Origin of the sequence: Variovorax sp. VaC1 (assembly GCF_043658315.1) — a bacterium.
Lineage (GTDB): Bacteria > Pseudomonadota > Gammaproteobacteria > Burkholderiales > Burkholderiaceae_C > Variovorax.
On sequence record NZ_JBIGLT010000002.1, the window covers coordinates 872,887 to 898,936 of the forward strand.

The 26,050-nt window shown below is 68.3% G+C and carries 19 protein-coding genes and 1 tRNA gene; 7 read left to right on the forward strand and 13 right to left on the reverse strand.

What is annotated here, in order from left to right; all coding sequences use genetic code 11:
• The first annotated feature begins 38 nt into the window (after window positions 1-38).
• The 5 genes from ACGLHS_RS11040 (at window position 39) to ACGLHS_RS11060 (ending at window position 9,177) form a co-directional block, all read left to right on the forward strand.
• The gene (locus tag ACGLHS_RS11040; RefSeq protein WP_394479533.1) at window positions 39-1,988 is read left to right on the forward strand and encodes an autotransporter assembly complex family protein; all 1,950 of its coding nucleotides are present in this window, start codon (window positions 39-41) and stop codon (window positions 1,986-1,988) included.
• Between the two features lie 15 nt (window positions 1,989-2,003).
• A complete protein-coding gene (locus ACGLHS_RS11045) occupies window positions 2,004-6,080 on the forward strand; it encodes a translocation/assembly module TamB domain-containing protein (protein WP_394479535.1) in 4,077 nt (1,358 codons plus the stop codon).
• 35 nt (window positions 6,081-6,115) lie between these two features.
• A tRNA-Arg gene (locus tag ACGLHS_RS11050) sits at window positions 6,116-6,190 on the forward strand.
• Between the two features lie 10 nt (window positions 6,191-6,200).
• On the forward strand, window positions 6,201-7,355 hold the full coding sequence (locus ACGLHS_RS11055) for an acyltransferase family protein (protein ID WP_394479537.1): 1,155 nt from the start codon (window positions 6,201-6,203) through the stop codon (window positions 7,353-7,355).
• 160 nt (window positions 7,356-7,515) lie between these two features.
• Window positions 7,516-9,177, forward strand: coding sequence for a methyl-accepting chemotaxis protein (locus ACGLHS_RS11060; RefSeq protein ID WP_394479539.1), 1,662 nt, complete (start codon window positions 7,516-7,518; stop codon window positions 9,175-9,177).
• Window positions 9,178-9,212: 35 nt separating this feature from the next.
• Here the strand turns inward: ACGLHS_RS11060 and ACGLHS_RS11065 are convergent, their stop codons facing one another.
• On the reverse strand, window positions 9,213-9,530 hold the full coding sequence (locus ACGLHS_RS11065) for a hypothetical protein (RefSeq protein WP_394479541.1): 318 nt from the start codon (window positions 9,528-9,530) through the stop codon (window positions 9,213-9,215).
• 241 nt (window positions 9,531-9,771) lie between these two features.
• Here ACGLHS_RS11065 and ACGLHS_RS11070 point away from each other — a divergent pair, with 241 nt between their 5' ends.
• Window positions 9,772-11,310 carry a hypothetical protein gene (locus tag ACGLHS_RS11070; protein ID WP_394479543.1) on the forward strand — a complete coding sequence of 513 codons (1,539 nt, stop codon included), beginning with the start codon at window positions 9,772-9,774 and terminating at the stop codon, window positions 11,308-11,310.
• Window positions 11,311-11,341: 31 nt separating this feature from the next.
• Here ACGLHS_RS11070 and ACGLHS_RS11075 read toward each other — a convergent pair whose 3' ends face one another.
• From ACGLHS_RS11075 to ACGLHS_RS11120, 10 genes are all read right to left on the reverse strand, one after another.
• Window positions 11,342-12,058, reverse strand: coding sequence for an EthD family reductase (locus ACGLHS_RS11075; protein WP_394479545.1), 717 nt, complete (start codon window positions 12,056-12,058; stop codon window positions 11,342-11,344).
• Window positions 12,055-13,239, reverse strand: coding sequence for an NADH:flavin oxidoreductase/NADH oxidase (locus ACGLHS_RS11080; RefSeq protein ID WP_394479547.1), 1,185 nt, complete (start codon window positions 13,237-13,239; stop codon window positions 12,055-12,057). Before ACGLHS_RS11080 ends, ACGLHS_RS11075 begins: the two co-directional genes overlap by 4 nt.
• A gap of 23 nt (window positions 13,240-13,262) precedes the next feature.
• The gene (locus tag ACGLHS_RS11085; RefSeq protein WP_394479549.1) at window positions 13,263-14,201 is read right to left on the reverse strand and encodes a DMT family transporter; all 939 of its coding nucleotides are present in this window, start codon (window positions 14,199-14,201) and stop codon (window positions 13,263-13,265) included.
• Window position 14,202: 1 nt separating this feature from the next.
• Entirely contained in the window at window positions 14,203-15,177 is a 975-nt protein-coding gene (locus ACGLHS_RS11090; protein ID WP_394479551.1) for an MBL fold metallo-hydrolase, read from the reverse strand.
• Window positions 15,178-15,234: 57 nt separating this feature from the next.
• On the reverse strand, window positions 15,235-15,945 hold the full coding sequence (locus ACGLHS_RS11095) for an ABC transporter ATP-binding protein (RefSeq protein ID WP_394479553.1): 711 nt from the start codon (window positions 15,943-15,945) through the stop codon (window positions 15,235-15,237).
• A gap of 20 nt (window positions 15,946-15,965) precedes the next feature.
• A complete protein-coding gene (locus ACGLHS_RS11100) occupies window positions 15,966-17,756 on the reverse strand; it encodes an ATP-binding cassette domain-containing protein (protein ID WP_394479555.1) in 1,791 nt (596 codons plus the stop codon).
• A complete protein-coding gene (locus ACGLHS_RS11105) occupies window positions 17,753-18,676 on the reverse strand; it encodes a branched-chain amino acid ABC transporter permease (protein ID WP_093246699.1) in 924 nt (307 codons plus the stop codon). The genes ACGLHS_RS11100 and ACGLHS_RS11105 overlap by 4 nt, the downstream gene beginning before the upstream one ends.
• A 72-nt stretch (window positions 18,677-18,748) precedes the next feature.
• Window positions 18,749-19,948: an ABC transporter substrate-binding protein gene (locus tag ACGLHS_RS11110; protein WP_093246698.1), complete on the reverse strand. Its 1,200-nt coding sequence runs from the start codon at window positions 19,946-19,948 to the stop codon at window positions 18,749-18,751.
• A gap of 63 nt (window positions 19,949-20,011) precedes the next feature.
• Window positions 20,012-20,788, reverse strand: coding sequence for an SDR family NAD(P)-dependent oxidoreductase (locus ACGLHS_RS11115; RefSeq protein WP_394479558.1), 777 nt, complete (start codon window positions 20,786-20,788; stop codon window positions 20,012-20,014).
• A gap of 55 nt (window positions 20,789-20,843) precedes the next feature.
• Window positions 20,844-22,604 carry an FAD-dependent oxidoreductase gene (locus ACGLHS_RS11120; RefSeq protein WP_394479561.1) on the reverse strand — a complete coding sequence of 587 codons (1,761 nt, stop codon included), beginning with the start codon at window positions 22,602-22,604 and terminating at the stop codon, window positions 20,844-20,846.
• A 185-nt stretch (window positions 22,605-22,789) separates the two neighbouring features.
• Between ACGLHS_RS11120 and ACGLHS_RS11125 the strand changes: the two genes are divergently transcribed.
• Entirely contained in the window at window positions 22,790-23,587 is a 798-nt protein-coding gene (locus ACGLHS_RS11125; RefSeq protein WP_394479563.1) for an IclR family transcriptional regulator, read from the forward strand.
• Window positions 23,588-23,862: 275 nt separating this feature from the next.
• Here the strand turns inward: ACGLHS_RS11125 and ACGLHS_RS11130 are convergent, their stop codons facing one another.
• On the reverse strand, window positions 23,863-24,609 hold the full coding sequence (locus ACGLHS_RS11130; RefSeq protein WP_394479565.1) for a lysophospholipid acyltransferase family protein: 747 nt from the start codon (window positions 24,607-24,609) through the stop codon (window positions 23,863-23,865).
• Window positions 24,610-24,653: 44 nt separating this feature from the next.
• Window positions 24,654-25,937: a dihydroorotase gene (locus ACGLHS_RS11135; protein ID WP_394479567.1), complete on the reverse strand. Its 1,284-nt coding sequence runs from the start codon at window positions 25,935-25,937 to the stop codon at window positions 24,654-24,656.
• Window positions 25,938-26,050: the final 113 nt, after the last annotated feature.

Here is a 26,050-nt window from a genome sequence, read left to right on the forward strand (position 1 = left end):
CTTCAGGAAGCGGCCGGGCTTGCTGTCAGAATCCGCCCATGGTCAGGGTGGTTTCCGTTTTTGCGCCGGCGTGGTTGCCGGCTTTGCTTTTTTCAGGCGTCCTGCTTTTGCAAGGCTGCAGCTTGCTGCCGAAAAAAGACGACACCGAAGGCAAGCCCGTGGCCGGACTCGTGCGTGCCGGCGATGCCGACAGCACTGCCAAGGATGGCAAGGGCAACAAAGACGGCAAGGACGACGACAAGGCCAAGGCCGAGCGCCGCGATGCCTTCACCGTCGACGTGCGCGGCCCGCAGGACGTGCGCGACTACCTCGCGCTGCATCTCGAAATCCAGCGCTACCGCGAACTCGACGACCTGGGTGCCACCGAGATCTCGCGCCTCATGGTGGCCGCCGAGGCCAACGCCCGCGAGCTGCTCGGCACCCTCGGCTACTTCACGCCCACGCTGACGCTCGAACTCAACGAGACGCCCGACAGCACCAAGGCCCCGCGCGAGATCGTCATCACGGTCTCGCCCGGCGAGATCACCAAGGTGAGCAACGTGCAGATCAGCTACGCCGGCGCCATTGCCGACGATGCCGCCGCCGAGTCCCAGCGCGACTCGATCCGCACCGGCTGGGCGTTGCGCGCCGGACAGCCCTTCACCCAGCAGGCCTGGGACGAGGCCAAGACCACCGCGCTGCGCAGCCTGACGGCCAAGCGCTTCCCCACGGGCAACATCGAGATCAGCCGCGCCGAGGTCGATGCCGACCGCCATGAAGCCCGCCTGAACGTCACCTACCAGTCGGGGCCCGCCTACAAGTTCGGCCCGCTGGTGCTGCGCGGCCTGCAGCGCTACGACCCCGACGGCGCGCGCCGCATCGCCCGCCTGCCCACCGGCGCCGACTACGACCAGCAGAAGCTGCTCGACGCGCAGCAGCGGCTGGCCAGCAGCGGCTACTACGACTCGGTGTTCCTCACGCTCGACACCGAAAGCGGCAACCCGCAGTTCGCGCCCGTCATCGCGCAGCTGCGCGAGGCGCCACTACAGAAGGTGGTGCTGGGCGCCGGCTTCACCACCGACAACGGCCCGCGCCTGTCGATCGACCACATCCACAACCAGATCCCGTGGCTCGGCTGGCGCGCCGTCTCGCGGCTGTCGGTCGACCGCGACATCAAGTCGCTCGGCACCGAGTGGAACGCGATCCCCAACGACGACGGCTGGCGCTGGTTCGCCGGCAGCGAGATCAAGCGCGAGGAATCGGGCAGCTACATCGTCGACAGCGGCCGGCTGCGCGGCGGGCGCAACAAGTCGAGCGACCACATCGACCGCAGCTACTTCCTGCAATACGACTACGCCCAGAACCGCGGCACCAACGCGCCGCCCTCGGCCTCGGCCGTGACCGCCAACTGGGGCTGGACCGGGCGCTATTTCGACAGCAACTCGGCGCCCTCGCGCGGCTACGGCCTGGCACTGGAACTGGCCGCGGGCTACACGCTGACCGGCCAGCGCACGCCTTTCACGCGCACTTACGTGCGCTGGCTCGGCGTGCTGCCGCTGGGCTCGGCCGACGACAAGGAAACGCGCGCCCGCCGCAGCCGCCTGCAACTGCGCGCCGAGGCCGGCGCCGTGTCGGCGAAAGACAGTGCGCAGATCCCTTCGACACTGATGTTCCTGACCGGCGGCGACACCACGGTGCGCGGCTACAGCTACAAGCAGATCGGCACCGTGCGCTCGGACGGCCAGACCGTCGCCGGCCGCTACCTGGGCGTGCTCAGTGCCGAATGGCAGCGCCCCTTCGTCTACAAGGACAAGCTCACCGATTGGGAGAGCGTCGTGTTCGTCGATGCCGGCGCCGTGGCCGACAAGCCCGGCGATCTCAAGCCCAAGGTGGGCGTGGGCGTCGGCGCGCGATGGCGCAGCCCGGTCGGGCCGGTGCAGGCCGACCTGGCCTACGGCGTGGACTCGAAGAAGTTCCGCCTGCACCTGCGCCTCGGCTTCACCTTCTGACCCGGCGCCTTTGCGATGACGACCGAATCCGATCCTTCCGCCACGCCGCCCGTCGCCAGGCGCTCGCGCACGCGCCGGGTGCTGCGCGGGCTGGCCTGGACAGTGCTCGGCCTGTTCGTGGCGGTGCTGTTGCTGGCGGCAGGCGCGTGGTGGTGGCTGGGCTCGAACCAGTCGCTGGCCTTCGCACTGGCACAGGCGGCGCAACGGCTGCCTGCCGGCCAGTCACTCGAAAGCCGCGACGTGACCGGCTCGCTGCGCACCGGCGGGCACATCGGCTGGCTCAAGTACCAGAGCGAGAGCATCGCCGTCGAAGTCGACGACGCCACCATCGGCTGGCAGCTCGCGCCGCTCTTCAAGCGCAAGCTGCAACTGGGCGAGGTGCATGCGAAGCAGGTGCTGATCGAACGCCGCGGCCCGCCGAGCGACAAGCCCACGGAGCCGCTCGAGCAGATCACGCTGCCCGTCGAGGTGGAACTGCCCTTTCGCATCGACACGCTGCGCTGGGCCGGCCCGCCCGCGCTGCAGGCCACCAACCTTGCGGGCAGCTACAGCTACAAGGCCGCCGAGCACGCGCTCGAAGTCAAGGGCGTGGACATTGCCGACGGCCACTACAGCGCGCGCGTCAAGCTCCAGGGCCCCGCGCCGATGGCGATCGATGCCGCGCTCGATGGCCGCGTGAAGGCGCCGCTGGCCGAAGACCAGAGCATCGAGGTGCTGGCCGACGCCACGGTCAAGGGCACGCTGTCCGGCAAGGCCGCGCGCCTGCAGGTTGCGGCCGAGCTCAAGCCCGCCGAAGAAAACGCCGAAGCACCGATGGAAGCCAGGCTGCAGGCGCAGATCGCGCCCTGGCTGCCGCAGCCGGTGATCGACGCCAAGGCCGACCTGCGCAACGTCGATGCCTCCAGCCTGTGGCCCGGCGCGCCGGAAACGCGGCTGACCGGCACCGTCGCGCTCGAGCCCGATGCCGACACCGGCCCGGCCGCGTGGAAGGCATCGGCCGACATCCGCAACGCCGTGTCCGGCCCGTGGGACCAGGAGAAGCTGCCGGTCGAACAGGTGCAGGCGCGCGTCGGTTTCGACGGCACGAACTGGACCATTCCCGAAGCCACCGTGCGCGCCGGCGGCGGCCGCATCGATGCCGCAGGCAGCTGGAGCCCGGCGCCCGCGCCCTGGAAGGCACAGGCCACGGTGCGCGGCGTGCGGCCCGCCGCGCTGTACAGCGAACTCTCGGGCGCGCCCGTCAGCGGCCAGCTCAAGGCGGAACAGCGCGAAGACACCATCACCTTCGACGCCGCCCTGCGCGCCGAAGGCGGCGGTGCCGGCAGCAAGGCGTTGCCGGGCTTCGCGCTCGACCGTGCGCTGGCCCAGGGCCAGTGGAAAGACCAGGTGCTCGACCTGCGCACACTGCGCATCGAAGCCCAGCGCGCCAGCCTCGACGGCAAGCTGCAGGTGCGCGTGGCCGAGCAGGCCGGCAGCGGCAAGCTGAACCTCACGCTGCCGGGTGGCGGCGCGCAGCTCGAAGGCCGCATCGCGCCGACCACGGGCGGCGGCGAGATCAAGGCCAGCATCGACGATGCCGACACCCTGCAGCGCTGGGTGCAAGGCCTGCCGGGGCTTTCAGGCGTGTTCGCCAACGCCAGTGCCAAGGGCTCCGCGAAGCTCGATGCCAGTTGGCAAGGCGGCTGGCAGACCATCCAGCGCCGGCTGCAGAACGCGAACGCACCGGCGCAGCGCGGCATCACCGAACCTACGCTCAAGGCCGCGCTCGGCGTGCCCCGCCTCGAACTGCACCTGCCGGCCACGGCGTCCGGCGGCACCGCCACCACGGTGCAACTGCGCGAGCTGCGCGCCGACCTCGCGGGCAGCCTGGCGCAAGCCGCGCTCACGTTGCAGGGCGAGGCCACCACCGGCACGCAGAAGTTCACCATCGACACGCGCGCCAGCGGCGGCATCGCCGGCAATGACCAATGGCGCGCGGCGCTGGCCAGCCTGCGCCTGCAGGCGCAAGACAGTGCCCGCCCCGGCAATCCGTGGGTGGTCGAGCTGAGCCGCGAAGTCACCGCCACCATCCGCACCGGCAGCGGCTCGAACGCGGGCCGCCTCGACGTCGAAGCCTCCGCCGCGGCCGCCACGCTGCGCGGCCCGATACCGGGCACCGTGCGCATCGATTGGCAGCCGCTGCGCTTCAGCCAGAGCGGCACGGCACCCAACCGCGTGTTCCGCCTGCAGTCCAAGGGCCAGATGCAAGGCCTGCCGATGGCCTGGGCCGGCGCGCTGGGCGCCAGCTCGACACTGAGCGACCTGGGCATCAGCGGCGACCTGATGTTCGATGGCGACTGGGACATCGATGCCGGCGACACGCTGCGCGCCAAGGCAAGGCTCGCACGCCAGAGCGGCGACATCCGCGTGCAGGCCGGCGAGGCCGCGCTGGTCACCCGCATCACGAGCACCGGCACGGGCACCGCGAGCGAACGCACGATGAATTCCGCCACGGCCCCCAACGGCGCCGAGGCTCCCAGCACCCCGGCGGGCCTACGCAAGGCCGAGCTGCAGCTCGACGCGCAAGGCGACGCGGTGCACGCCACCCTCGCCTGGGACAGCGAACGCGCCGGCCAGATCAATGCCGACATCAACACCCGCGTGCAGCAGCGCGCCGGTGGCTGGCAATGGGCCGCCGATGCGCCATTGGGCGGCACCATCAAGGCCACGCTGCCGAACCTCGGCGTGTGGTCGATGCTCGCGCCGCCGGGCTGGCGCATCGCCGGCACGCTCGACGCCAGCGCCGCGCTCTCTGGCAGCCGCACCGCGCCGCGCTGGAACGGCACCCTCGGCGCCGACAAGCTCGCGCTGCGCGCACCCGTCGAAGGCCTCGACCTGCGCGACGGCCGCCTGCGCGCCACGCTGACCGGCGAACGCGTCGAGATCACCGAGTTCACCCTCAAGGGCGGCGCCGGCAGTTCGGCGCGCATCGGCGGCCAGAGCGGCAACCGCAGCACCGCGGCCAGCGAGGCCCGCACCGACGGCGGCTCGCTCTCGGCCAGCGGCGAGCTGAGCTGGGGCCCCACGAGCGGCGCCGCATCGGGCATTCGCATGGCCCTGCAAGGCCAGTTGCGCGCATTGCGCGTGCTGGTGCGCACCGACCGGCAGGTCACGCTCTCGGGCGACCTGCAGGCCAAGCTCGACAGCGGCCAGTTCACCGTGCGCGGCAGGCTCAAGACCGACCGCGCCGTCATCATCCTGCCCGACGAGACCGCGCCCAGCCTGGGCAGCGACGTGGTCGTGCGCTCGGCCGCCAAGGACCGCGAAGCCGCGGAAGAGGCCAAGCGCGAGTCCGCCCGCGCCGATGCCCAGGCTGCCAAGCCGCAGACCGCCAAGCCCCCGGACATCGTCGTCAACTTCGACCTGGGCGACGACTTCGCGGTGCAGGGCCGCGGCATCACCACGCGGCTCGAAGGCGACCTGGAGATCCGCAGCACCAAGCTGAATGCGCCGCCGCGCATCACCGGCGAAGTCAAGACCGTGAAGGGCCAGTACCGCGCCTACGGCCAGCAGCTCGACGTGGAAACCGGCGTGGCCCGCTTCAATGGCCCTTACGACAACCCGGCGCTCGACATCCTCGCGATCCGGCCGAACATCTCGCAGCGCGCCGGCGTGCAGATCAGCGGCAGCGCGCAGTCACCGCGCGTCAAGCTGTATTCAGAGCCCGCGCTGTCCGACGCCGAAACGCTGTCCTGGGTGATCCTGGGCCGCGCCTCGGCCACCAGCGGCGGCGAGTCGGCCCTGCTGCAGCAGGCCGCGCTGTCGCTGTTGGGCAAGATCGGCGGCAGCGGCTCCGGCGGCAGCCTCGCCAGCCGCTTCGGCCTGGACGAACTCGGCTTCAAGGGCCCCGGCAGCGGCGGCGACCTGCGCGAGTCGGCCGTGACCCTGGGCAAGCGGCTGTCGAAGGACTTCTACGTCACCTACGAACGCAGCCTGGGCGGCACCTTCGGCACCATCTTCATCTTCTACGACCTGACGACGAAGCTCACGCTGCGCGGGCAGGCGGGGCAAACCAGCGGGCTGGACCTGATCTACACGGTGAAGTACGACTGACAGAACCGAACTGGTAAAGTCTCGCCCTGCCTTCGGTCCTCGTAGTTCAATGGATAGAACGGGGTCCTCCTAAGACTCAGATACAGGTTCGATTCCTGTCGAGGGCACCAACAACCCACGATGACACTCCCCGCACAAGGCAAGTTCGCCTTCGCCAACCAGTTGCGCGGCTTGGCCGTTCTCCTCGTCGTCATCGCCCACTACTCCGGTACCTACTGGGGTGCGCGTGAACTTGTTTCGATGTTCATCTTCGCGCCGCCTGCCGAAGGTCCTGCGTCGATCGTGGGGCAGTACATCATGCCGCCCACCGTCAACTATGGCGCGTTCGGTGTCGCCATCTTCTTCCTGATCAGCGGGTTCGTGATCCCGTTCTCGCTCGAGAAGCTGGGTGCGAGGCGCTTTCTTGTCGCGCGCCTGCTGCGGATCTATCCGACATACTGGGTCGCCAGCGCTGCCGTGCTGTTCGTTGTGTGGCTCTCCAGCAAATACTGGGGGCAGGCATTCCACATCGAAACAGGCCGGCTGATCGCGAACATGCTGCTGGTCCATATCGAGACGGGCCAGATGACGACGGACCTTGTCAACTGGACGCTCGCGATCGAGGTCAAGTTCTACCTCGTCGCCATGCTGCTGTGGCCCTTGATCCGGCGCCGGCCAGTGCTGGTCATCATCGGCTTCGCGTTGCTCATGCTGGTGTACTTCCGGTGCGTCCCGAAGGCCTGGAACGTCGTGCCCATGGGCACGCTGCAGGTGGCCCTCACCTCGACCAACACCCAACTGCTGTTTCTTCCGTTCCTGTTCATCGGCACCCTCTTTCATCTCGAGCTGACGAAGAAGATCTCACCGAAGGTGCTCGCAGGCTCGGCCATCGTGGTGTTGCTCATCTTCCTGGCGATGTGGAAAAGAACGCCCTGGTACGCCCAAGCCGCCAGCTCGGCGATGAATTACAGCTACGCACTCGCGCTATTCAGTCTCTGCTATGTGCTCCGTAGCCGGTTTCGGGCGAATCGTGTGCTGGATTTTTTCGCCGACGTCAGCTACCCCCTGTACATCGTGCACTCGCTCATCGGCTATACGGCCATCCGATTCCTGATGGCGAATGGCATGAGCTTCGTGCCTGCGGCGCTGCTCGCATTCAGCGCGGCCGTTGCGGTCGCCTATCTGATCCATCGGACGGTGGAATTACCGACCGCAGCACTGGGCAAGCGATTGGGGCGACGCCACATCGCGTCAATACTCCCGGCCGCGACCGAAGACGTGAAGGTCGGTGCGTGAACGGAACATCGCCAGCGCATCGAAGCGACCGCCGTCGAGCCGGGCTCCATGCCCGACTCCAAACAGTCAATGAGCGGTAACAAGGCCCCGGTCTAATCCAGCGCGGGAACCCTCCCCTGCCCTCATCGTCCCGCGCCGATCCCGGCACGGGCACCTGCCCGTGACCACCGACCTGCGCGCTCCCCGACCCCACACCACCAACGTTCTTGGCCGACGCCTCCTGGCCACCTTCAGCGTCGTGCTGCTGCTGACCCTTGCGGGTTCGGGCATCGGCATCTGGTCGCTTGCGAAGGTGAACGAGGCCACGCACGAAGCCATCCAGCAGCACGGCGTGTCGGAGCGCCTGGTGGTGGACGCCTACCGCCACCAGGCCATCAATGCCGAGCGCTACAAGGCGATGGCGTTGAGCTCCGAGCCTGAGGTTGGCGAGATCCTGGCCGCCGACATCCAGGCGACTGAAAGCCGGTACGGCGAGTTGCTGCAGCAGGTGTCGGAGCGACTTCACACAGCATCCGACCGCGCATTGTTGGCGCAAACACAGGCCACCGGCGAAGACTTCAAGAAGGCCGTGAAAGAGCTGATCGCCGCGCGCGACTCGGGCCTGACGGAGCGCATCCGCAACGTCTACGCGCAGCGCTTTCAGCCCGGCGCCGCCGCGTTGCTGGAGTCCCTCGGCAAGCTCGCACAATCGCAACGCGAGGCCATCGATGCGGCCGGTGTTCGCATCGAAGACCTGAGCGCATCGGCCCGGCTGGCGCTGGTGCTGTTCAGTGCAACGGCGCTGCTGCTGGGCATCGTGCTGGCGCAGTGGCTGGTGCGCAGCATCAGCCGGCCGATCCGCGTGGCGGGCGAAACAGCCGGCCGCGTGGCCAGCCTCGACCTGCGCCAGGACATCGAAGGCCATGCGCGCGATGAAGCCGGCCAGATGCTGCTGGCGTTGGGTGCGATGCAGGGCGCGCTGCGCGAACTGGTGCTGCGCGTGCGGGAGTCGGTGCAGAGCGTGCACATGGCGGCCGGAGAAATCGCCCATGGCAATTCGGACCTGTCGACGCGCACCGAGAACGCCGCGTCCAGCCTGCAGCAGACGGCTGCGGCGCTCGAGCAGGTGATGCGCAACGTGCAGCAGTCGAGCGAGGCCGCGGGCAAGGCCGAGCAGATGGCCGGTGCCGCCGCCACCGTGGCGGCACAAGGCGGCGAGGTCGTGTCGCAGGTGGTCGGCACCATGCAGGACATTCATCGCGCCTCGCACAAGATGGCCGACATCATCGGCGTGATCGACGGCATCGCCTTCCAGACGAACATCCTCGCGCTCAATGCCGCCGTCGAAGCGGCGCGCGCTGGCGAGTCGGGCCGGGGCTTCGCGGTGGTGGCGGCGGAAGTGCGGCAGCTCGCCACGCGATCGGCCGCGGCCGCGCGCGAGATCAAGGGCCTGATCGAAAACTCGGTGCACCGCATCGAGGCTGGCACGACGCTGGCCGACAGCGCGGGGCAAACCATGGGCCGCATCATGGATTCGATCCGTCAGGTGGCCGACACCGTGAGCGCGATCACCGCCGCAACGCATGCGCAGACGCAAGACATCGGGCAGATCAACACCGCCGTCTCGCATCTCGACCGCATGACGCAGCAAAACTCTGCGTTGGTGGAAGAGTCGGCCGCGGCATCGGAAGGCCTGCGCGACCAGGCACGTCATCTCGATGCGCTCATCAGCCAGTTCGTGCTGCCAGGCGACGGCAAAGCGGCGCCACAGGACGCGGAGTGGACGCCGGCCCGGCCGGTGCAGCTGGCAGCGGCGCCGAAAGACCGCCTGCTGCCGGCTTGAGCGCGGCCCGTCGTTCGCCCGTCGTTCGGTTCGCCTCAGCGAATCAGGTCCATCGGCACGACTTCCGATGAGACCTTGGCCTCGGTTGCAGTCAGCAACTGGCCGTTCAATTCCTTCCAGCACATGATGCGGGTCATGCCCGATCCCGCCGGGCCCGGGGCCTGGATCGACACCGCCTTCCATCCCTTGCATGCACCGCCCACGGTGGTGGGCCGGTCGAGAAACACGTAGTCGGTGCCGGCGTCGATGTGCAGCACGCCGACCACGCCGGGCGGCAACGGCTTGCGCGCCTGCGCGAGTGCCGTGCACGCGACGGTGGCCATGACGATGCCCACGAAGAAGATGCGCGCCATGCCTGCTGCTCCGGTGTTGCCGAGGGCCGATCTTACTTTTGCGCTTGCGGCCACGAGTACCGCCACAGCGGCGTCGCGCGACGGCAGCGTCAATCGCGCAAACGGACTACACGCCACGCGCCTTTCTACCCAGTTTCGGTGATGGTCCGAAGACATCGAAGCCGCTTCAATCGGCGCCTCACGGCCGCCATCGGCGCGCCGCTTTGGAACTGTCTTCAGAAGAATCACGAGGAGATCGATCATGGACCGGAGAAGGTTTGCGCTCAGCGCGGTAGGCATCGCGGTGTTGAGCGGGTGCGGTGGTGGCGGGGGCGGTGGTGGGTTCGCCTTTCCACCGGTCGGCGTGCCGCCGGCACCCGCCCCGGGCGAGCCTCCTGCGCCGATGCCACCGGCGCCGCAACCACCGGTCCCGCCCGTACCGCCGGCACCGCCCGCCCCCAATCCACCGGCACCGCCTGCCAGCCCCGAGCTTGCAACGCCGACCTTGCTGCCTGCATCGACGATCCTTGCGCAGAGCATCGTCAACCACGACAACGACCTCTACCCCAGCGTCGGCCCCGGCCAGGCGAACTTCTGGGACCTGACGCCCGACTTTTCCATCGGAAACGGGTGGAACGACCAGTTCGCGGGTTCGGGTGTGGGCATAGGTTCGGGCGCGCTTGCATTGAGCGTGAAAGTGGGCAACCGCTCGAAAGGCTTCGACAGCGATCAGACCTTCAAGGATCTGACGCCGCTGGGCCCCGAGATGACGGCAGCCGACGGCATGAAAGTCGTGTCGACCACGACCGACCCGCAGTTCCAGTCGAACGGCGTTGCCGCGTTCCTGCATCCGGTGCCCGATGCGCGGCTGCAGCAGACCCTGGACCTGAGGAAGGCCGTCGGCCGCGTGAACCTCGGATGGAGCGGCAAGCCTGGCGTGTTGCGCGGCAACTTCAATGACGAGCCGGCCTTCATGCAGGTGGTACTGCGCGACACCAGCGACAGACTGCTCAAGACGCTCTACAAGACCGACAGCAGCGGCCCGTCGGGCACGTGGGGGTTCGCGTGGCTCACGGCCTATGTCGGCCAGGTGGTCGTGCTGTCGTTCGAGCAGTGCAATCGCGGCCAGGGCACGTCGATCGAGATGGTGTCGGTGGACGACAGCGCGCCCCGCTCCCAGAGCTTCATCGTCAACGGCGACTTCAGCGCCGGCCTGTCGGGCTGGACCGTGTCGCAGACACGGGGCGTCCAGAACATCCGCTCCGCCACCAGGACGCTGAACGACCTCGACGTGCAGCGCACCTTCTACGCGCAACCCAACCAGTCGTGGGGACGCATGACCGACACCTTCCACAACCCCACGGCATCGTCCATCACGGCGAAGGTGACCTACACCAGCATCCTCGGCTCCTACGGCGCGGGCGTGATCTACGCACCGGTGGGCGCACCGCAGAAGGCGCTGACGGTGTGGGACGGCCTGGGCAAGGGCCGCGACGCGGGCTTCGTCTTCGGCGCGGCGGACCACGTGGACTACGCATCCACCTCGGCGCTCAACGCATCGGACGGCAGCAACATCGTGACGATGCACTTCGACATCACGGTGCCGGACGGCGGCACGGTCACGCTGGTGAATTTCCTGATCCTCACGGGCACGAACACCTGGATCGGTGCCACGAGCACTGCTGCGCGCGCCACAGAGGTGGACACGCAGGCCGCAGCGATCGCCGCGAACTTCCGCTCCGACGTGCTGTACCAGCGCGGCCTGACACAGCTGCAGATCGACACCTTGAAGAACTTCTGAGCGCGACGCGATGCGGGTGCGCCCAGGGCACTCACACCACCCGATGCTCCTCAACCACGAAGGCCGTGATCTCCGCCAGGAAGGTGAGCGCATGCGCCATCGTCACCTGCCCTTGCGGCGATGCGAACGCGGCGTTCAGCGTGTCGGTGTTCTCGAACCACAGCTCGACGATGCCGTCGATCGGCAGCTCGGGGTAGCCGCAGGGCGTGCCCTTCACGAACTCGCGCGCGGTCACCACGTTCTGGCGGTAGGCGCTCACGCCGGGCATGCGGCGCACGTGGTCGGCGTGCACTCGCCATTCGCGGCGAAAGTCTTCTTCGGACTGCGCGGCTGGCCGGCGCAGCAGCGAGATGCGCTTGAGCAGGCCCTCGGGCTTCGGCGGCAACGCGATGACTTCGGTCTGCGCGACGGTCACGATGTGCAGCCCGCCAAGAAAGTGCCGTTCATCCGCGCGGATCGCCGAAGCGAGATCGCCGTGCATGAAGGCCTCGTTCGCCCGCTTCGCTTCATCGAAGCGCAGCTGCGAAAAACCGTCGAAGTCCCAAGGCCCGCGCGCAAAGTCGATGCCGCGTTGCAGCCGGTCGACCACGAGGTTCTGCCGATAGGCGCGCAACGCGGGCAGCTGCGCCACCAGTGGGCCGTGCTTGTCGCGCCAGTGGGTGCGGAAGGCTTCGTCGGTCCAATCGGGCTTCTTGCGGATCAGGCCCATGCGCAGGGTGGCGGTGATGTTCGTCGACGGTTCGGTCATTGCGTGCTTGTCTCCTGGTTGTCGGATGCCGCCGCCGCTTCGGCGCGCGCACGCGCCAGGCCCGGTGCGCGCTTGGCGAGCCACACGCCGTGGCGCACGGGCCAGCGTTCGTAGCCTGGGTCGGCGCCCAGCGTGGCGGCCGCGTGATGCGGCCAGTAGGGGTCGAACAGCGCCTCGCGGCCGAGCGCGATCAGGTCGGCTTCACCGGCGGCGAGCACCGCCTCGGCCTGCTGCGCATCGACGATCATGCCGACCGCCTGCGTCACGACTTGCGCATCGCGCCGGATGCGCTCGGAGAACGGCACCTGGAAGCCCAGGCCGCGCGGCACGGGCAAGGCGCGTGTCTCTTCGGTCAAACCGCCCGACGAGCAATCGATCACGTCGACACCGCAGCGCTTCAATTCGCGCGCCAGGACCACCGAGTCGTCGAGGTTCCAGCCATCGAGCGTGCCGTCGACCGCCGAGAGCCGGCAGAACAGCGGCTTGCCTGCGGGCCACACCGCGCGCACGCGCTGCGCGATCTCCAGCGCGAGCCACATGCGGTTCTCGCGGCTGCCGCCGAGCGCATCGCCGCGATGGTTGGCGTTGGGCGACAGAAAACTCGCCACCAGGTAGCCATGGCCGAAGTGCAGCTCGACCACATCGAAGCCGGCCTTGTCGGCCCGCACCGTCGCATCGACAAAATGCTTCACGACCGAGGCGACGCCGTTCGCATCGAGCGCACGCGGCGCCGACCAACCGGGGCCCGCCGCGAGCGCACTCGGGCCGAGGCGCTCCCATGGCTCTTCGTCGGCGGCCATGCGTTCGGCACTCAATGCCGCGCCGCCTTCCCACAGCGGCTCACTGCCGGCCTTGCGCCCCGCATGCGCGAGTTGCACGCCGATGGCGCTGCCTTGCGCGTGCACGAAGTCGACCACCGCTTTCAGCGGCGCGATCTGGCTGTCTTTCCACAGGCCGAGGTCGGCGGTGCCGATCCGGCCACGCGGATCGACCGCCGTGCTTTCGGTCAGGATCAGGCCCGCACCGCCGAGCGCGAACTTGCCCAGGTGCACCAGGTGCCAGGGCGTGGCATGGCCGCGGTCGGCCGCGTGCTGGCACATCGGCGAGATGACGACGCGGTTGGCCAGCGTGAGGTCGCGCAGCTTCAATGGCTGGAACAGCAAGGGAGAAGAATCGGACATGGACAACAGCAAAGAAACGGCGCTCAGAGCGCGCGAGGTGGCGGCACCACCGCGACGGCGGGCCGCGTGCCGAGATACGTTCCGCCCATCACCGCGGCAAAGCCGGCCAGGTGCCACCAGGTGAGCACCTCGCCGAGCAGCAGCGCCGCGAACGCGACGCCGAACACCGGCACCCAATAAAGAAAGACGGCCGTGCGCGCCATGCCGATGATCGAGATGGCGCGGTTCCAGATCAGGTTGCCGGCCGCGGTGGCCGCCACGCCGGAGAACAGCACCAGCATCCAAGGCCACACGCCCGGGAACAGTTGGGCGGTGCCCAACCGCGACGGACCGAGCACGGTGTGCACGACCAGCATGCCGGTGCCGATCATGTAGATGACCCAGCTGATCGACAGCGGATCGATCTGCCGCGCGAGGCGCTGCACGCCCGCGCCGCCGACCGCGAAACTCACCACGGCCAGCGCGAGCATCAGGTCGCCGATGCCGGCGCTCGACAGCCCCGCGCCGGGGTGGCTCAACACCACCGCAGCCACGCCGGCAAAGCCCAGCGCCACGCCGAGCATGCGTCGTGGCGTGAAGCGCTCGCTGAACACCAGCGCGGCCGTCAGCGCCGACACCAGCGGGCTCAGCGCCATGATGAGCGCGCCATTGGTGGCGGTGGAGCGCAGCAGCCCCTGCGCGAACAGGATCTGGTTCGCATAGACCATGAGGAACGCGCAGCCCGTCATGCCCGCAAGCTGCCTGGCGCCCAGCACGGGCAGCCCGCCGCGCCGCCACAGCACGATGGCCGTGAGCGCCACGCAGGCCATCACCATGCGCAGTGCCGCGAGCGGCAACGACTCGAAGGACGTGGTGAGCGCCTTCACGGCGGACACGTTCACGCCCCACAACAGCATGGCCAGCAGCATCCAGCCTTGCACCGATGCGGGCGTGGCGCCCGTGGGGCGCGCCGGGGCGGTCACATCAGCCTTCGAGGGCGTTCCACATTTCGATGTCGCGCTCCGCCGTCCAGATGCGCGGGTGCACGTATCCGGTGGCCTCGTCGTAGGCGCGGGTCACGTCGAAGGGCATGCAGTGGTCGAAGATCACCCAGTGGCCATAGGTCGGGCGCAGCGCGGCCACGGTTTCCTTGTAGATGACGTTGAGCGACTTGCCCAGCGCCACGCCGTTGTTGACCAGCGTGTACACGTCGGAGATGAAGGCGCGCGTGGAGGCGATGGCCTTGCGCACGTCGGCCGCGTTCTCCAGCGCGGCGCCACGGCCGGGCACCAGCTTCTCGAAGCCGAAGCCCGCCAGGCGGTCGAGCGTGGTGGGCCAGTCGCGGAAGTAGCAGTCGCCCGCATAGGCGGTGCTCTGGTACTCGACGAGGTCGCCGGCAAAGCAGATCTTCTGGTCTTCGAGGTAGGCGATGGTGTCGCCCTTGGTGTGGCCGCGGCCCACTTGCGCGATCTTCACTTCGAGCTTCTTGCCCAGCCACACGCTCATGGTGCCGTCGAAGGTCATGGTGGGCCAGGTGAGGCCCGCCGGCACCGACTCGACGTTGCGGAACAGGCGCGGAAAGCGGCCGATCTCGCTGGCCTTGTCCTGCTCGCCGCGCTCGACGATCAGGTCGTAGGTGTCGCGGCTGGCAATGATCTGCTCGGCACCTTCCTTGAAGTACGCCGACGCGCCCAGCACGCGCACCGCGTGGTAGTGGCTCAGCAGCACGTACTTGATGGGCAGCGGCGTGACTTCGCGGATGCGGCGGATCACGTCCTGCGCCATCGCGGGCGTGGCCTGCGTGTCGACCACCATCACGGCTTCGTCGCCGATGAAGATGCCGGTGTTCGGGTCGCCTTCGGCGGTGTAGGCGTAGGCGTTCTCCGAGAGGCGGGTGAACGAGACCTTCTTTTCTTCGAGGTCGGCCTGGCTGGCGAAGACTTTGGTGGGTGCGGTCATGAGGATTCCTTCGTCTGTTTCAGTGATGAATGAATGGAAGTGAAGAGGCTGGCGCGCTCAGTGCGAGCCGAGGTACGCCGACTTCACCTTGGGGTTGTCGAGCAGCTCGCGGCCGGAGCCTTCGAGCGTGATGCAGCCGGTTTCCAGCACATAGGCGCGGTCGGCCACGCCCAGCGCCTGCTTGGCCATCTGCTCGACCAGCAGGATCGTCAGGCCCGAGCTGCGCAGCTGGCGGATGGCGTCGAAGATGTCCTTGATGATGAGCGGCGCCAGGCCCAGCGAAGGCTCGTCGAGCAGCAGCAGGCGCGGCTCGCTCATCAGCGCGCGCGCAATGGCCAGCATCTGCTGCTCGCCGCCCGAGAGCGTGCCCGAGGGCTGGTCCTGCCGCTCCTTGAGGCGCGGGAAGCGCGCGAACTCGCGTGCCAGGGCGGCCTCGATGAAGGCCTTGTCGTTGCGCCGCGAGTAGGCGCCCAGCAGCAGGTTCTCGCGCACCGTCTGGTCGGGGAACACGCCGCGGCCTTCGGGCGACAACGCCACACCCAGGCCCACGCGCTTGTGCGCGGGCACGTGCGTGCAGTCGTTGCCGTCGATCAGCACGCGGCCCTCGGCCACGGGCTCCAGCCCGACGATGCTCTTCAGCAGCGTGCTCTTGCCCGCGCCGTTGGCACCGATGATGGTGACCACCTCGCCCGCGTGCACTTCCAGGCTCACGCTCTTGACGGCCTCGATGGCGCCGTACGAGACCTTCACCGATTCGATTTTCAACATGATGGGTCCGGTCTTTCTGCTCAGGCGGGCATGGCCGTGGCCAGTGCCTCTTCTTCTTCGTCGTCGACGCCCAGGTAGGCCTCGACCACGCGCGGATTGGCCTGCACCTCGGCGGGCTTGCCCTCGGCGATCTTGATGCCGTAGTCGAGCACGATCACGTGGTCCGAGATCGACATCACCAGGTCCATGTGGTGCTCCACCATGAGGATCGACACGCCGCACTTGCCGATGCGCAGCAGCAGCTCGCCGAGTTCGGCCGTCTCCTGCGGGTTGAGGCCGGCGGCGGGTTCGTCGAGCAGCAGCAGTTGCGGCTCGGTGGCCAGCGCGCGCGCCAGCTCCACGCGGCGCTGCAGGCCGTAAGGCAGGCTGCCCGCGGGCCAGTGCGCGAAGTGGCCCAGGTCCACCAGGTCGAGCAGCTGCAATGCGCGGTCGCGCGTCGCCTGCTCCTGCTTGCCGGCAGAGGGCCATGCGACCAGCGACGACAGGAAGCCGTTGCTCATGCGGCTGTGCCGGCCCAGCATCACGTTGTCGAGCACCGAGAGGTCCGCGAACAGCCGCAGGTTCTGGAAGGTGCGGCCCATGCCCAGGCAGCAGATGGTGTGCGCCGGCTGGCCCACGATGTTCTGGCCCAGGAAGCGGATCGATCCGGCATCGGGCTCGATCACGCCGGTGAGCATGTTGATCATGGTGCTCTTGCCCGCGCCGTTCGGCCCGATCAGCGCATGGATGTGGCCGCGCTGCAGGCGGAACGACACGTCCTGCGCGGGCTTCACGCCGCCATACGACTTGGTGACGCCCTGCACCACCAGCAGTTCGCCTTCGCCGCCGGGGCCGATCTGCCCGGGCACGCCGCTGTCGCCCGTGCCTTCGCCGCGATGGCGCGGCTTCATGAACCACTTGTTGAACAGGCCCACCACGCCGCCCGGCATGACGTACAGCGCGAACAGCAGCAAAAAGCCGTACAGGAAGTGCTGCGCCGAGGGCCAGCGCGCCAGCAGCGCGTCGGTCAGCGTGAGCAGCACCGCGCCCACCAGCGGGCCGTACATCGAGCCCGCGCCACCGAACAGCACCAGCAGCAGGATGAAGATCGACAGGTGGAAGGTGATGAAGTCGGAGTTGATGTACTGGTTCTGCTGCGCGACCAGCGCCCCCGCGATCCCGCAGGTGACGGCCGCGACCACGAAGGCCATGACCTTGGCGCGGTACACGCGCACGCCCACGGAAGACGACGCGATCTCGTCCGCCTGCAGCGACAGCAGCGCGCGGCCGAAACGCCCGTTCAACAGGTTGCGCAGCAGCAGGTGCAATGCGGCGCACAGCACGATGCCGAGAATGACCCACTGCGTGGTGTCCAGCGGCGCGCCCTTCCAGGTGAGAGGGCGAATGCCGTAGATGCCTTGCGCGCCGCCGAACACGTCGGTCCATTCGCCCACGAGCTTCTCGACCACGATGCCGAAGGCCAGCGTGACCATCGCCAGGTAAGGCCCCTTCACGCGCAGCGACGGCAGCGCGATGAGCACGCCGCACAGGCCCGAGATGACGGCGGCCAGCGCGAGCGCGAGCCACGGGTCCATGTCGGTGCGCGAGGTCAGCAGCGCGACGCCATAGGCACCGGCCGCGAACAGCCCGGCCTGCCCGAGCGATTTCTGCCCCGCGTAGCCGACCAGCACATTCATGCCGGCCGCGCACAGGTAATAGACGCACATCATGAAGGCGATGCGCAGGTAGTAGTCGTTGCCGAGCATCGAGACGATGCCGATCAGGACGGCAGCCGCCAGCACCACGCCGGCGGGATGGGCGAAGCGCTTCATACCTTCTCCACCGTCTTGCGGCCGAACAGGCCGGTGGGCCGGAAGGCCAGCACCAGGATCACGAGCGCGAACACCGCCACCTCGCGCCACTGCGCCTGCCAGAGATTGACCATCGACTCCAGCACGCCAAGCAGGAAGCCGCCGATCACGCAGCCGCGCGGATTGCTCAGGCCACCGATCATCGCACCCGAAAAACCCTTGAGCCCCACGGTCAGCCCCATGAACAGCGAGGCCTGTGCGATGGGCGCGAGCAAAAAGCCCGAGAGCCCGGCCAGCGCCGAACTGACGACGAAGGCGCCGATCATCATGGCGTTGGTGTTGATGCCCATGAGGCTGGCCACGTTGCCGTTCTGCGCCACCGCGCGCATCGCCTTGCCGACCATGGTGCGATTCATCACGCGGTCGAAGCCGAACATCACGACCACGGCCACGCCCAGCGTCAGCAGTTCCTGCGGGCGCACGCCCACGCCGAACATGCGGATCACGGTGTCGCCCACGGGCGCGGGCACCACCACCGGCTTCGGGCCCCAGATGGCCAGGCCCACGCTCTGCAGGATCACGCCGAAGCCCAGCGTGCTCATCACCCAGGCCATGCCGGGACGGCCCGCGAACGGACGCACGCCCAGCACATAGAGCAGCCAGCCCAGCAGCCCCATCACGCCGAGCGCGGCCACGAGCGCGAAGAGCTGCGCGCCCGCGCCGGGGATGGCGTCGCCGAAGGTCGTGGAATCGAAAGGCTTGCCCAGCACCAGGAACAGCGCGCTCATGCCGATGAAGGCACCGGCCGAGACGAACTCGCCGTGCGAGAAGTTCAGCGTCTTGGTGGTGGTGAACGTGATGCTGAATCCGAGTGCCACCAGCGCATAGGCGCCGCCGACGGCGAGCCCGCTGATGAGCGCCTGCAGGAGGGCTTCAACCATGGTGTGTATCTCCGTTGCGGGACGGGGCGGGGCCGCGCGAAGGCAGACCCGCCCTGTCTCCTTTTTCTTTTCTTACTGCTTGAAGTCGGCCGGCTTGAGCGTGCCGATCAGCGCGTCGCTGTAGGGCAGCAGCTTGCCGTCCTTCCAGCGGATCCAGACCAGGTCCTTGGCGGTCAGGGCTTCATGGTTGGTCTTGCTGAAGGGCTTGTCGTAGGTCTTCAGCACGCCCTGCACCGGCGTCTTCAGGTCTTCGAGCGCGGCACGCACGGCGGCGCCGTCGGTGCTGTTGGCCTGCTTCATGGCCTGCGCCAGCAGCTGCATCGAGTCATAGCCATGCAGCGCGAACGAGAACGAGCCCGGTGCCTTCAGCTTGGTGCCGATGCGGTCGAACAGTTTTTGCTGCGCGGGCGTGCGGGTTTCGCTCACGGTGCGCATGAAGATCGGCTTCTCGGCCAGCGCCTTGCCGGCCGCGTCGTAGAAGGTGATGTTGTCGGCGGCCCACGAGGTGAGCGTCAGCGGGAAGTAGTTGATCTTCTCCATGCTGCGCACCAGCTGCGCGATGGGCGTGCCCTGTGCCCACACCACCACGGTGTCGACGTTCGCGGCCTTCATCTTGCTGAGCTGCGAGGTCATGTCGGTGTCGCCGACGCCGAAGCGCTCGGTGGCCGCGATCTTGATGTCCTGCAGCTTGGCGATTTCTTCCATGTCCTTCAGGCCGCCCTGGCCGTAGCCGGTGGTCTCGGCCATCAGGCCCACGACCTTGGAGCCGGCGGTGTTTTTCTTCACGTAGGCCATGAGCGCGGCCACCTGCTCGCGGTCAACCATCGAGACGCGGAACATGTAGTTGTCGGCGCCGGGGCTCATCGGCTTGGTGATGTCGGTGCCCGAGCCCACGTTGCCCAGCACGGGGATCTTCTTCTGGTTGGCGATGTGCTTCCACGCCATCGCGTTGCCCGAGTTGGTGGGGCCGAACACCGCGACCACCTTCTCGTTGTCGATCAGGTCGCTCATGTTCTGGATCGACTTGGGCGGTGCCGACACGTCGTCGCGCGTGACCAGCGCGAGCTTCTTGCCGAGCACGCCGCCGGCGGCGTTGATGTCGGCAATGGCCGCTTCCATGCCGAGCACCGCGGCCTGGCCGCTCTGCGCCGAGGGCGAGGCCGAGAGGTCGCCGTTGTAGCCGAGCTTGATGTCCTGCGCCGATGCGGTGGCGGCGAAGGCCGCGAACGCGGCGGTCGCGAGCAAGGTCTTGTACAGACGGATGGTTTTCATTTTTGTCTCCTGATGGATGTGACGGACGAGGAAGCGGAAAGGAAAAGCGGAAGCGGGAACGGCTCAGACCGCGAGGAAGCCGCCGTCCACCGGCAGCGTGATGCCGGTGACGTAGCGCGACATGTCGCTGGCCAGGAAGATCACCGGGCCCACGAGGTCTTCCGTCTGGCCGACGCGGCCCATGGGGATGCGCGTCATGAACGATTCGAGGCGGCCCGGGTTGTCGCGCGTGGCGGCGGTCATCGGCGTTTCGATCACGCCCGGTGCGAGCGCATTCACGCGCACGCCGGCCGGTGCCAGCTCCTGCGCCAGCGACTGCGTGAGCATCTTGATGGCGCCCTTGGAAGGCGAGTAGCCCAGGCTCGCCCCCTGCCCCGCATACGCGGCGATCGAGGCGATGTTGATGATCGAGCCCTTGGTCTGCTTGATCGCGGGAATGAAGGCCAGCGTGGTGTTGAAGGTGCCGTGCACGTTCACGTCGATGGTCTTCTTCCAGTTGGCCGCTGCGTGCGGGCTGGCGGTGGTCTCGCGAATGATGATGCCGGCGTTGTTGACCAGCAGGTCGATCGTGCCGACCTCTTCGCCGACCTTCGCGGCCAGCGCGTTGCAGGCCTCGGGCGAGGTGACGTCGAGCACGAAGGACCACGCCTGCCCGCCTGCGTCGCGCACCAGCTGCGCGGTCTCGCGCACGGTGGCGTCGTTCATGTCGGTCACGACCACGCGGGCACCGGCTTGCGCCAGGCCGAGTGCGAGCGCGCGGCCGTTGCCCTGGCCCGCGCCGGTGATGAAGGCCAGGCGGCCTTCGAGCAGGCGCGGGGCGACGTTGGAGGGAAAGGCCATCGGTGTCTCCTTCTTCTATGGACGGAATGCGGATGCGTTGACTGGAAAGAAAAGCTCAGGCCTTGCGGCTCACGGGCACGGCTTCGCGCTGCTCGACCTTCAGCGGCACGGCCGCGGTGGCCTCGGCCTGCGCGAGCTGCAGGCCCGCCACGTAGCCGAAAGTCAGTGCCGGGCCGAGCGTGATGCCCGCGCCGGGGTAGTTGCCGCCCATCACGCTGGCGGCGTCGTTGCCGACCGCGTAGAGGCCCTTGATGGGCTGGCGGTTGGCGTCGAGCACGCGGGTCTTCTCGTCGGTGACGAGGCCGGCGAAGGTGCCGATGTCGCCGATCACCAGCCGGATGGCGTAGTACGGGCCGTTTTCCAGCGGCGCGACGCAGGGGTTGGGCGTGACGTTGGCGTCGCCCTGGTAGCGGTTGTAGGCCTTGCTGCCCTTGCCGAAGGCGGGGTCGTCGCCGGTGCGCGCGCCCTTGTTGAACTCCTGCACGGTGGCTTCGAGCGTGGCCGGTGCAATGCCGATTTCTTTCGCCAGCTCGCCGATGCTTGCGCCGCGCTTGAGGTAGCCGCTCTTCAGGTGGCGGCCGATGGGCAGCGGCGACGGTGCGACGCAGCCCAGGCCGTAGTTGCGAAGTGCCTTGTGGTCGCACAGCAGCCAGGCCGAGACCTCGGGCTCGCCTTCGCAGGCCTTGACCATCGCCTGCACGAAGTCGTGGTACGAGTTGCCTTCGTTGGCAAAGCGCTTGCCCTTGGGGGTGACCGCGATCACGCCGGGCTTGGCGCGGTCGATGAAGTGGGGCATCACGCCCTTGGTGCCGTCGGGGCGCGTGGTGACCGATGCGGGCACCCAGGCCGCCGCATGCGGAATGGTGCCGTCGACGCGGCCACCCACGGCTTCGGCCAGGCGCAGGCCGTCGCCGGTGTTGGTGGAAGGCGATGGCGAGTAGTGCTCCTTGCCGGTGGGCGCGTGCGGAAACAGCTGCTTGCGGCGCTCCACATCAAAAGGAAAACCGCCGCAGGCCAGCACCACGCCACGCTTGGCGACGACGCGCACGCTCTTGCCTTCGTGCTGCACCACCGCGCCCGAGACGCCGTCGTACTCGACCACGAGCTTCTTCACGGGCGACGACAGCCACACGGGGATGTCCAGGTCCATCGCGGCCTTGGCGAGGCGGCCGGCCAGCGCATTGCCGTTGGTCAGCGTCATGCCGCGCCCGTGGCCGAGCACGTCGAGGAAGTGGCGGGTCAGCCGCTTGGTCACGTACCAGAACGAGGTCGGCGACTTGAAGGCCCGCATGAAGTGTTTGATCTCGGGGCCCGAGCCCAACATCATCCCGAACACGGTGAGCTCGGGCAGCGGCGGCGCCAGCAGCTTCACGCGCTTGCCGAGTTCGCGGCCATCGAACGGCCGCGTGACCATCGAGCGGCCGCCCTGCTGGCCGCCGGGCGCTTCGGCGTGGTAGTCGGGAAACACCGCCGGCATGTCGAACTGCACGCAGGTCTTGCGCGTGAAGAAATCGATGGCCTTGGGGCCCATGTCCAGGAAGGCACCGACGCGCGCCGCGTCGAAGTGCGTGGTGGTCTCGTGCTGCATGTAGGCGAGCGCGGCGCCTTCGGGTTCGTGGATGCCCTGCTCCGTGGCCAGGCGCGTGCCCGGAATCCACAGCCAGCCGCCCGAGCGCGCGGTGGTGCCGCCAAAACGCGGCTCCTTGTCGACCACCAGCACCTTCAACCCCTGCGAAGCCGCCGTGATGGCGGTGGACATGCCCGAGGCGCCGCTGCCGACGACCAGCACATCGCATTCAAAAGTGTTCTGTTCCATCTCTGCCTGTCTTGCCTCTGTGTGTACGACTTAAGTTGCGGCGGAGTTTAGGCAGCGACATTGATATGGTCAAGTCGTTTAGTTACTATCAGATGATCAATCATCGTCGATTGATCATGACAATATCAGTGGAAACCCTGATGGCTATACTCGCCCCCACTCTCAACCCCCACGCCGGGCGCCCCATGGAAAAGCCAAGACGTGGCATTCAGTCAGTCGAAATCGGAACGCAGCTGCTGGTCGCGCTCGGCCGGCATGTCGCGCCCATGGCGCTGCGCGATCTCGGCAAGTCGGCGGGCGTTCCTGTCGGCAAGGCGCACCCTTACCTCGTCAGTTTTCTGAAAGTCGGCTTCGTCGTGCAAGACAGCGCGGGCCGCTACGAGCTGGGCCCGCTGGCCCTGCAACTGGGCCTGGCCAAGCTGCAGCGGTTGGACCCGATCAAGGAAGCCTCGCCGCTGATCGAGGCGCTCGCGTCCGAGACCGAGCAGAGCATCGCGGTGGCCGTGTGGGGCAACTTCGGGCCCACCGTCGTGCGGCTCGAAGAGCCCATCCACCCGCTGCACGTGAACCTGCGCACCGGCACCGTGATGTCGCTGGCCTACACGGCCACGGGCCGGCTGTTCGCGGCCTACCTGCCGCCCAAGGTGGTCGAGAAGATGATGCTGGAAGACCTGGCGCGCACGCGCCCGGCGGACGGCCGCGGCGCCACGGCCGAGCTCTCGCGGGCGCAGATCGAGGCCCTGCTGGTCGAGACGCGGCTGCATGGCATGTCGCGCACGCTGGGCCAGCCGATCCCGGGCATCGACGCCTTCTGTGCGCCGGTGTTCGACTCGACCAACAACCTGGTGCTGGGCATCACGGCGATGGGCCCCGAGGCCACCTTCGACCGCGACTGGGAAGGCCGCGTGGCGGTGCCGCTGAGGGCCTGCGCGCTGGAGATCTCGCGCCGCCTGGGCTTCGTGCCCGCGGACGAGCAGGCCTGAAGCGCCGGGGGTGTAGGCACGCGCTCACGCGCGTGACTAGCTTTCTCCCGCAAGTGCCGCGCGGGGGCGCCGGCACTGTAGAGGCCTATTTACCTCCCGGAGACCCCGCTCATGAAAAGCATCATCCTTTGGCTCTGCGGCGTGCCGCTCATCGTGATCATCGGTCTGAAGGTCTTCGGCATTCTCTGAACGCGAACGCCACGAACCCGGCTTCCCCCTGCGGCGCGTCCACGCCGTTCAGCGCCCCTTGCACGGGCGCTCTTTTTTTGGGCGGCTCAGTAGGTCTCGCGGCGCAACTGCTGCACGTCTTCGTGCAGCGACTGCGCCCAGGCGCGGCGCTCGCGGCCGTGCGAATCCTGCGGCTCGCCGAAGCGCACGATGGCCAGCAGCGGCGGCGCGCGCAGCGTGTTCCAGAGCGACGCCACGAGGTTGTCGTCGTCGATGTAGCGCGGGGCCTGGCTGGTCTCGCCGGTGGCTGCATCGGCAAAGCGCAGGGCCACGGGCAGCACCGGCGCACCCGACGATATGGCCGCCTGCAGCAGGTTGGCATGGAACGGCAGCAGCCCGCGCCCGTCGCTCGTGGTGCCCTCAGGAAACACGCCGATCAGGTCGCCGTTGCGCAGCGCCTCGGTCATGTGGTGCACCACGCGCAGCGCGTCGCGGCGGCGTTCGCGCTCGATGTAGAGCGAGCCTGCGCCGGTCGACAGCCGGCCGATCAGCGGCCAGTGCTTCACGCCCGACTTCGACACGAAGCGCACGTGGCGCGCCGCGTGGATGGTGGTGATGTCGAGCCACGAGAGGTGGTTGCTGATCAGCAGCACCGGCCCTTCGGCGGGCGGCGAGCCCTGCACCCTGAGCGTGATGCCCATGATCTCGAGCATGCGCCTGGACCAGGCCTGCACGCGCGCATTGCGCTCGGCCTGCGACAGGCTCGGAAAGGTGAAGCGGATCGTCCACCAGCCGACCAGCGCATGCCCCACCGCATGCAGCAGGCGCCAGCAGGCCTTCAGAGAATGGAGCATCTGGACGGGGGTCCTCTTTTTCTTTGTCCTGTTGCCGCAGCGTGTCAGCCGTGCACGACGCGGCCGGCCACCAGCGTGTGGCGCGCGCGGCCCACGAGCGGGTAGCCCGAGAACGGCGTGTGCTTGCCCTGGCTCCGGAGCGCATCGGGCTTCACCTGCCATTCGAGCGACGGCTCGAAGATGCACAGGTCGGCCACGCCGCCTTCAATGAGGCGGCCGATGCCGGTGCCCGCATCGGCGGCGGCCAGCAGGCGCGCCGGCGCTGAGGTGACGACTTCGATGGCGCGCGCCATGCCCGCGCCGCTGCGCTCGCCCCACTGCAGCGCGAGCGGCAGCAGCAGTTCGAGCCCGGTGGCGCCCGGCTCGGCTTCCGCGAAGGGCAGCGTCTTGGCGTCGGCCTCGACCGGCGTGTGGTCGGACACCAGCGCGTCGATGGTGCCGTCGGCCAGCGCGGCCGACAGCGCCTCGCGGTCGCCCTGCTGGCGCAGCGGCGGGTTCAGGCGCGCGCGGCTGTCGAAATAGCCGATGTCGACATCGGCCAGGTGCAGCGAGTTGATGCTGACGTCGCACGTGAGCGGCAGGCCCTGCGCCTTGGCTTCGCGCACCAGCGCCACGCCGCGTGCACTGGAGATGCGGCACAGGTGCACGCGCGCGCCGGTGCTCTTCATCAGTTCGACGATGGTGAAGATGGCGATCGTCTCGGCCGACACGGGCACGCCCGCAAGGCCGAGCCGCGTGGCGAGCGGGCCGCTGGCCGCGACGCCCTTGCCGAGGTCGCGGTCTTGCGGACGCAGCCACACGGTGTAGCCGAAGGTGCTGGCGTACAGCAGCGCGCGTTGCAGCACCTGTGTGTCGGCCAGCGGCACGTCGGCCTGGCTGAAGCCGATGCAGCCGGCCTCGGTGAGTTCGGCCATCTCGGTCAGCACGCCGCCGGCCAGGTTGCGCGTGAGCGCGCCGAGCGGGAACAGGCGCGCGCACTGCAGCTTCTCGGCGCGGAACTTGAGCATCTCGACCAGGCCGGGCTCGTCGAGCACCGGATCGGTGTCGGGCGGGCACACGAGGCTGGTGACGCCACCGGCAATGGCCGCGGCCATTTCGCTTTCGAGCATGCCTTCGTGTTCGTAGCCCGGTTCGCGCAGGCGCGCGGCCAGGTCGACGAGGCCCGGCGCGACGATGCAATCCGTCGCGTCGATGGTGCGGTCGGGCTTGAAGCCGGCGGGCGTGTTGCCGATGGCGACGATCTTGCCGTCGGCCAGTGCGACGTCGGCCTTTTTGTCGGTGCCCGATGCGGGGTCGATGACGCGGCCGTGGGTGATAAGGATGTTCATGCGTCTGCTCTTCCGATGGCAGTCAGGGCCTTTTCGGGAAACACCATGGAACCGGCTTCGCCGGGCCATTGGTGTTGCCCCCGGTAGGGGGTTGGCGAAGCGACACGAAGTGC

Coding starts and splice junctions, on each gene's coding strand:
- ACGLHS_RS11040 (WP_394479533.1), top strand. CDS start 39: ATGGTCAGGGTGGTTTCCGTTTTTGCGCCGGCGTGGTTGCCGGCTTTG.
- ACGLHS_RS11070 (WP_394479543.1), top strand. CDS start 9,772: ATGGACCGGAGAAGGTTTGCGCTCAGCGCGGTAGGCATCGCGGTGTTG.
- ACGLHS_RS11125 (WP_394479563.1), top strand. CDS start 22,790: ATGGAAAAGCCAAGACGTGGCATTCAGTCAGTCGAAATCGGAACGCAG.
- ACGLHS_RS11055 (WP_394479537.1), top strand. CDS start 6,201: ATGACACTCCCCGCACAAGGCAAGTTCGCCTTCGCCAACCAGTTGCGC.
- ACGLHS_RS11095 (WP_394479553.1), bottom strand. CDS start 15,945: ATGTTGAAAATCGAATCGGTGAAGGTCTCGTACGGCGCCATCGAGGCC.
- ACGLHS_RS11100 (WP_394479555.1), bottom strand. CDS start 17,756: ATGAAGCGCTTCGCCCATCCCGCCGGCGTGGTGCTGGCGGCTGCCGTC.
- ACGLHS_RS11075 (WP_394479545.1), bottom strand. CDS start 12,058: ATGACCGAACCGTCGACGAACATCACCGCCACCCTGCGCATGGGCCTG.
- ACGLHS_RS11080 (WP_394479547.1), bottom strand. CDS start 13,239: ATGTCCGATTCTTCTCCCTTGCTGTTCCAGCCATTGAAGCTGCGCGAC.
- ACGLHS_RS11120 (WP_394479561.1), bottom strand. CDS start 22,604: ATGGAACAGAACACTTTTGAATGCGATGTGCTGGTCGTCGGCAGCGGC.
- ACGLHS_RS11110 (WP_093246698.1), bottom strand. CDS start 19,948: ATGAAAACCATCCGTCTGTACAAGACCTTGCTCGCGACCGCCGCGTTC.
- ACGLHS_RS11090 (WP_394479551.1), bottom strand. CDS start 15,177: ATGACCGCACCCACCAAAGTCTTCGCCAGCCAGGCCGACCTCGAAGAA.
- ACGLHS_RS11065 (WP_394479541.1), bottom strand. CDS start 9,530: ATGGCGCGCATCTTCTTCGTGGGCATCGTCATGGCCACCGTCGCGTGC.
- ACGLHS_RS11130 (WP_394479565.1), bottom strand. CDS start 24,609: ATGCTCCATTCTCTGAAGGCCTGCTGGCGCCTGCTGCATGCGGTGGGG.
- ACGLHS_RS11135 (WP_394479567.1), bottom strand. CDS start 25,937: ATGAACATCCTTATCACCCACGGCCGCGTCATCGACCCCGCATCGGGC.
- ACGLHS_RS11045 (WP_394479535.1), top strand. CDS start 2,004: ATGACGACCGAATCCGATCCTTCCGCCACGCCGCCCGTCGCCAGGCGC.
- ACGLHS_RS11115 (WP_394479558.1), bottom strand. CDS start 20,788: ATGGCCTTTCCCTCCAACGTCGCCCCGCGCCTGCTCGAAGGCCGCCTG.
- ACGLHS_RS11105 (WP_093246699.1), bottom strand. CDS start 18,676: ATGGTTGAAGCCCTCCTGCAGGCGCTCATCAGCGGGCTCGCCGTCGGC.